Source organism: Nonomuraea sp. NPDC050153 (assembly GCF_044460125.1).
In the GTDB taxonomy this organism is placed as follows: Bacteria; Actinomycetota; Actinomycetes; order Streptosporangiales; family Streptosporangiaceae; genus Nonomuraea.
This window is the reverse complement of sequence record NZ_JBITJQ010000043.1, coordinates 96,919-103,350: the sequence shown is the minus strand read 5'-3', so window position 1 is coordinate 103,350 and position 6,432 is coordinate 96,919. Positions and strand designations below refer to the sequence as shown.

General features: G+C 71.2%; 5 protein-coding genes. 3 read left to right on the top strand and 2 right to left on the bottom strand.

The genetic code is table 11. The features are described from left to right. The first annotated feature begins 97 nt into the window (after nucleotides 1-97). Nucleotides 98-613, top strand: a complete 516-nt coding sequence (locus tag ACIBQ1_RS54550) for a GNAT family N-acetyltransferase (RefSeq protein ID WP_397290678.1) — start codon at nucleotides 98-100, stop codon at nucleotides 611-613. Between the two features lie 158 nt (nucleotides 614-771). Here the strand turns inward: ACIBQ1_RS54550 and ACIBQ1_RS54545 are convergent, their stop codons facing one another. Both ACIBQ1_RS54545 and ACIBQ1_RS54540 read right to left on the bottom strand, forming a co-directional pair. After that, nucleotides 772-1,854 carry a M20/M25/M40 family metallo-hydrolase gene (locus ACIBQ1_RS54545; RefSeq protein ID WP_397290676.1) on the bottom strand — a complete coding sequence of 361 codons (1,083 nt, stop codon included), beginning with the start codon at nucleotides 1,852-1,854 and terminating at the stop codon, nucleotides 772-774. A gap of 55 nt (nucleotides 1,855-1,909) precedes the next feature. Continuing rightward, nucleotides 1,910-2,902, bottom strand: coding sequence for an aldo/keto reductase (locus ACIBQ1_RS54540; protein ID WP_397290674.1), 993 nt, complete (start codon nucleotides 2,900-2,902; stop codon nucleotides 1,910-1,912). A 118-nt stretch (nucleotides 2,903-3,020) separates the two neighbouring features. On the opposite strand from ACIBQ1_RS54540, the gene ACIBQ1_RS54535 reads away from it, so the two are divergent. Then, entirely contained in the window at nucleotides 3,021-4,442 is a 1,422-nt protein-coding gene (locus tag ACIBQ1_RS54535; RefSeq protein ID WP_397290672.1) for a hypothetical protein, read from the top strand. 146 nt (nucleotides 4,443-4,588) lie between these two features. After that, complete coding sequence (locus ACIBQ1_RS54530; RefSeq protein WP_397290670.1) at nucleotides 4,589-6,379, top strand: ABC transporter ATP-binding protein; 1,791 nt, start codon at nucleotides 4,589-4,591, stop codon at nucleotides 6,377-6,379. Nucleotides 6,380-6,432 lie beyond the last annotated feature (53 nt).

Here is a 6,432-nt window from a genome sequence, read left to right as displayed (position 1 = left end):
AACGTCCAGGAAGCACGAGTGCTCACCTGCCGGTGGCTACCAGTCCGAAGTCTGCCCGATGACCCGGGCGGATTCGTTAACTCTCATTAGGAAGCGCGTGAGCCCGAACCGCCGTCCTCCCGAGCCGACACCATGCCTCGCCTTCCGCGAGATGACCCCCGACGACCTGGACGACATGGCCGCGCTCCTGGGCGACAGCGAGGTCATGCGCCACTACCCGCGCACGAAGACCCGGGACGAGGCGCTGGGCTGGATCAGGTGGAGCCGGCACGGCTATCGGGAGCACGGCCACGGCCTGTGGCTGGTCACACTCCGGAGCACCGGGGAGTTCGTCGGCAACTGCGGCCTGACCCGGCAGGACGTGGAAGGCGTCATCCACACCGAGGTCGGATACCTGGTCCGGGCAGAGCTCCAGGGGAACGGCTACGCGACCGAGGCGGCGAGGGCGTGTCGCGATCACGCGCGGGAGGTCCTCGGGCTCGACCGGCTCATCGCGATCATCGCCCCCGGCAACGTCCCTTCGCAGCGCGTCGCCGAGAAGATCGGCCTCGCCCTGGAGCGCGAGGCCGTGTACCGGGATCGGGCGGCACGGATCTACTCCGCCGCGCTATGACCTGAACCCCGCCCGAGCGGCACCGCACCACCGGCCCACGGCACCCGCGCCCGCGCCACCAACCGCAACCGCAACGGCGACTGCGCCCGCAACCGCGCCCGCGCCCGCGCCCGCAACCGCGCCCGCGCCCGCAACCGCGCCCGCGACTGCGGAGGTCCTTAGTGCGTCAGTTCCGTGATCAGGCCCGCCAGGAGTCGTGCGCGGACCGGCATTTCGGCCGCGATGACGTGCTCGTCGTCCGCATGGGCGCCACCGCCGACGGCGCCCAGCCCGTCGAGCGTGGGGCACCCCACCGCCGCGGTGAGGTTGCCGTCGGAGGCCCCGCCCACCGCCACCCCGCTCAGCGGCTCCATGCCGAGGTCGGCGGCCACCTTCCGCGCGAGGTCGAACAGCTCCCTGCTGGCGGATGCCTCCAGCGGCGGCCGGTTCGGCCCGCCCAGGACCTCCAGCCGGGCGCCGGGCTGCCTGACGGTCAGGCCGCGAACCAGTTCGTCGACGCGTTCCTGCGCGGCGATCGTCGGCACCCGGACGTCCACGGACACCTGGGCCTCATCAGGGACGGTGTTGCCGGTGGTGCCCGCCCGGACCAGAGTCGGGGTGACGGTCGTGCCGCCCCCACCGGCAAGCTCCGCGAGCCCGGCGAGGGCGAGGATCTGGTGAGCCGCTTCGATCGCCGCGTTGACGCCCTTCTCCGGTTCGAGGCCCGCGTGGGCGGCCTTGCCGTGCACCTTGACCTCGTACCAGGAGGTGCCCTTGCGGGCGGTCTTGAGCGCGCCGCCGCCGCCGGCGGAGGCCTCCAGCACCAGCGCGGCGGCGCAGCCGCGCGCCGAGTCCTCGATCAGGGCGCGCGAGCTCGACGAGCCGATCTCCTCGTCACCGGTGATCAGCACGCTGACGCCGTCGAGCTCCGGCAGCAGGGTCAGCGCGTGGAACAGTTGCACCAGCCCCGCCTTCATGTCGAAGACCCCGGGGCCGCGTACGATCCCGTCCGTCACCGACCACGGGATCCGCGCCAGCGTGCCCACCGGCCAGACCGTGTCGTGGTGGCCCACCAGCAGCACCCGCGGTGTGCCGAAACTCCAGCGCAGGTGGATGCCGTCGATCACCTCGGGCCGGGCGCCGAGCAACCGGGCGCCCTGGGCGGCGACCGCCTCGGCGCTGTGCCGCACCGCCGGGAGGTCGCCAGAGAAGGACTCGCGCAGGACGAGTTCTTCCAGGTCGACCAGCATCTGCTCGATCATCGCATTCCTCCCATGGAAGCCATCCACTTTTCCTCCGTACGACGCCCGTACGACGTCACTGCCAGGCCAGCGAGCCCCGGGTCGCCCAGTAGGTCTCGGGCTTCTCGGCCAGCACGGCGAGACGTTCGTCCAGTTCCGGGTCCCAGCCGACGTCGGCCGCGGCGAGATTGCTGTGGAGCTGCGCCACCGAGGCGGCCCCGCTCAGCACCACCCCGGCCCACGGCCTGGCCAGGACGGCCGCCAGGGCCAGGGCGTCCGGGGTGAGGCCGCGTTCCCGGGCGGCGCGGGCGAGCGCGTCCGGGGCGGCGTGGGCGGTCAGGCGGCCGTTTGCCACGCCCTCCTTGACGATCACCCCCAGGCCCGCTCGGTGGGCCCGGTCCAGGGCCGGGCCGGCGGAGGGTTCGAGCAGGTTCCAGGTCGCCTGGACCGTGTCGAACAGGCCGAGCTCGATCGCCCGGTCGACGGTGTCCGCCTGACGCGGGCCGGTCGTGGACAGGCCGATCGACACGCCGGAGGCGCGCAGCTCGCGCAACTCGGCGAGGACGTCCTGATCGTCGAACACGCCGCTCTCGACGGTGGCCGAGTGGATCTGGTAAAGCGACAGGTGCTCGCCCAGCAGCGCCCGGGTCTCGCCGAGCTGCCGGCGCAGCTGCCCCGCCGACAGCTCCTTCTCCTCGTGCCGGTCGGCGTCCATCCGCCAGTCGCCGACGTAGGCGTACCCCCATTTCGACCCCACGGTCACCGCCCCGGGCGCGACGGCGCGCTCGCGCAGCCAGCCGCCGAGGAACTCCTCCGCCCGGCCGTAGGAGCGGGCCACGTCGAAGTAGCGCACCCCGGCCGCCAGCGCCGCGTCCAGGACCGCCCAGCTCCGGGCCCGCATCGCGGTGAGGCTGCGATCATCGCCGAGATCCTCCTCCCGGCCGAGCGTGATGTACGCCGGCCGGCCCAGCGCGGCCAGCCCGATCCCGACAGGTGTCACCCGCAGCCCAGTACGGCCCAGCTCACGCACACCCATCCCGTCCCCGCCGCCCCAGCTCTCTGTCGTCATACCGCCAGTTGACCACATGCCCGGCGCGGCCTGCGTCGATGATCGGGAACGCGACGTACGCGTGGTGTTTATGTGGATTCGTATTGTCGGGGAAGATCTTCGACGTGAGGATCAGAGCATGATCCGATCACGAACTCTCCTGTCCGTGCTCTCCATCGCCGCCTCCGCGCTGCTGATCGGCGGACCCGCCGAAGCGCTGGCGGATCCGCCGTTACCCTCGGCGATCTTCCGCGCCACGCACAACAGCTACTCGGGAAACGTCGCCGGCGCCAAGAACTCGATCGCCTACCAGCTCGACCACGGCATCCGCTTCATCGAGCTCGACATACACGACAACGGCTACGCCACCTCCCGCGACTACTCCATCGGCCACGACTCCCCGGGCGACCAGGTCGACCACGCGGGCAACCCCGCCTCGAACCTGCTGCGCGACTGGCTCAACGCGATCAACACCTGGTCCGCGCAGCACCCCACCGCCGCGCCGATCGTCGTCGCGCTCGACATCAAGGACGACCTGACCGACAACACCTCGTACGCCGCCGGCAACCTCGCGGCCCTCAACCAGGAGCTCGTCTCCGTCTTCGGCTCGCGGCTGTTCCAGGCCAAGGACTACCCGGCGAGCCCGCCCACGGTGGACGCGCTGCGCGGCCGGGTGCTCCCCCTGATCTCCGGTGACAGCAAGACCCGCACCCTGTACAAACGCGACGTCGGCTCCAACCCGGCCATCGCGATCAACGGCCGCGGCCAGGTCGTGGAGGTGCACGACTCGGGCGGCGGCGCGCTCTGGTACTGGTCCGGCACGTACGGCGCCGACGGCCGCGTGACCTGGCTGCGCCACGGCAAGTACGACAACGGCGTGACGCCGGCCGTCGCGCTGAACGACAACGGCGACCTCGTCGAGGTCCACCAGTCCCAGACCGCGACCACGCTGTGGTCCCGCGTGGGCCGCCTCGGCGCCGACGGCGAGATCACCTGGTCGGCCAGCCGCAAGTACGACGACGGCGTCCTGCCGACGATCAGGTTCACCGACGCGGCGGGCACTCGGCTGCGCGAGATCCATAAGAGCCAGAGCAACAGCCAGAACTGGGCCTGGGACGGCGCCCTCGACGCCGGCGCGATGACGGTTTCGTGGAGCGGCAACGCCAAGACCTCCGACGCCCGCCACGACAAGACCACCTCGGCCAGCGGCACGTCACGCGTGCGCGTGTGGACCGGCGCCGACGGCCCGACCCCCTCGCAGACCCTGCGCGTCGACACCGACAGGCGCACCGGCGACCGCATCCGCTTCCAGCAGGTCGCCTTCGACGAGTTCCAGCAGGGCGACAGCGCCGAGCTCCAGGAGGGCGCGCTGTTCTACGCCGCGCCCGCCACGCAGTCCTCGTTCATCACCGCGGCACGGCAGGCGGGACGGCTCGTACGCGGCTGGGACTTCGACTCGGCGGGCGACGAGACCAGCCCGCTCGCCAACTACCCGGCGACCAACCACCCGTACGACACCTGGTACGAGGATCTTCTCTCCCAAACCGGCGCAATCCAGTAATCCCGCGTCGTACGAGGGGGCGGCGGCCGGAAAATCGTTCGCTCCCTCGTACCCCCGGACGGCAGCATGAGCGGGGCGGTGTCTGCATTCGGGGAGGGCGGATGGCTGTGCTCGCATCACTTCAGAGTTCCAAAGTTGCTCCGTCTGTGCGGAAGTCGGCGGTTCTGCTGGCGCTGCGCTACTACTACGGTGAGCTGATCCGCCAGTGGCGGGTCGCGGTGCCCGCGGTGACGATGCCGGCGATGGGCAACATCTGCCTGTTCTACCTGGCGCCGCTGGCGGTGGCCGGGCTGGTGGGGCATCTGGCCGGGGGCGGGGACGGCTCGGTCGCCGCGCTCCTGCCGTACGTGCTCGGCTTCGGCGGCATGCTGCTGGCGGGCGAGGTGCTGTGGCGGATCGGGCTGCACTTCCTCAACCGTACGGACGCCCGGGGCGTCGAGCGGCTCGGCGTGGTGGGCATGGACGAGCTGCTGGGCAAGGACGCCGCGTTCTTCCACAACAACTTCGCCGGGTCGCTGACCAAACGGGTGCTGGGGTTCTCCTCCCGGTTCGAGGAGTTCGCCGACCTGCTCACCTTCTCGATCATGGCCAAGCTGGTGCCGCTGGTCTTCGCCTCGGTGGTGCTGTGGCAGTATCACCCGCTGCTGGTCCTCGTCCTCGTGGGGCTCATCCTCGTCACCGGCGTGCTCGTCGCCCCGCTGATCCGCCGCCGCCAGGTGCTGGTCGACAAGCGCGAGGCGGCCAAGGTGCTGGTGTCGGGTCACGTCGCCGACGTGCTGGCCAACATGGAGACGGTCCGCGCGTTCGCCGCCGAGGACCGCGAAGCCACCGAACACCGGGCCAGGATCGCCGAGCAGCAGCGGCTGACGCTGCGTTCCTGGGACTACGGCAACCTGCGGGTGGATACGGTCGTCGCCCCGATCTCGGTCCTCACCAGCGCCGTCGGCCTGCTCCTCGCCGTGGCGCTCCGGGGCGGGCTGGGCGTGGAGGCCATCGTGGTGGTGTTCTCCTACTACTCGAACACGATCAGCATCATGTTCGAGTTCAACCAGATCTACCGGCGGATCGAGAGCGTGCTCACCGAGGCCGCCCAGTTCACCGAGCTGCTCCTCGTGCCGCCGACCGTGCTGGATCCCCCCGACCCGCAGCCGCTGCGCCCGGCCGACTCGAGCGTCCGCTTCGAGCGGGTGAGGTTCGCGCACACCGAAGGCTCGCCCCTGTTCGAGCGCCTGGACCTCGACATCCCCAGCGGCACCAAGATCGGGCTGGTCGGCCAGTCCGGCGGCGGCAAGACCACCCTCACCCGGCTGCTGTTGCGCCTCATGGACGTCGACGAGGGCCGGATCCTGATCGGTGGCCAGGACATCTCCCGGCTGCGCCAGGCCGACCTGCGCAGCCTCATCGCGTACGTCCCCCAGGAGCCCGCCATGTTCCACCGGTCGGTGCGTGACAACATCGGGTTCGCCCGGCCGGGCGCCACCGAGGCCGAGATCCTGGAGGCGGCGCGGGCGGCGCACGTCACCGAGTTCGTCGAGTCGTTGCCCGACGGGTTCGACACCCTGGTCGGCGAGCGTGGCATCAAGCTCTCCGGCGGTCAGCGCCAGCGCCTCGCCCTCGCGCGCGCCATCCTGCGCGACGCGCCGATCCTGCTGCTGGACGAGGCCACCAGCGCCCTTGACTCCGAGAGCGAGCTCCTCGTCCAGGAAGCCCTGTGGCGCCTGATGCGCGACCGCACCGCGCTCGTGGTCGCCCACCGCCTGAGCACGGTCGTCCGCATGGACCAGCTGGTCGTGCTCAACCGGGGATGCATCGTGGAGCAGGGCACCCACGACGAGCTGCTCCAGGCCGAAGGCCCCTACGCCCGGCTCTGGCGGCACCAGTCCGGCGGCTTCCTGGTGGACGACGAGCGCTCCGTCGCCGAGGCGGCGGTTGAGTAGGGGGTTACTCATGCCATCCCCGCTCTCCCGCCGCATCGTGGGATCGGAGCATT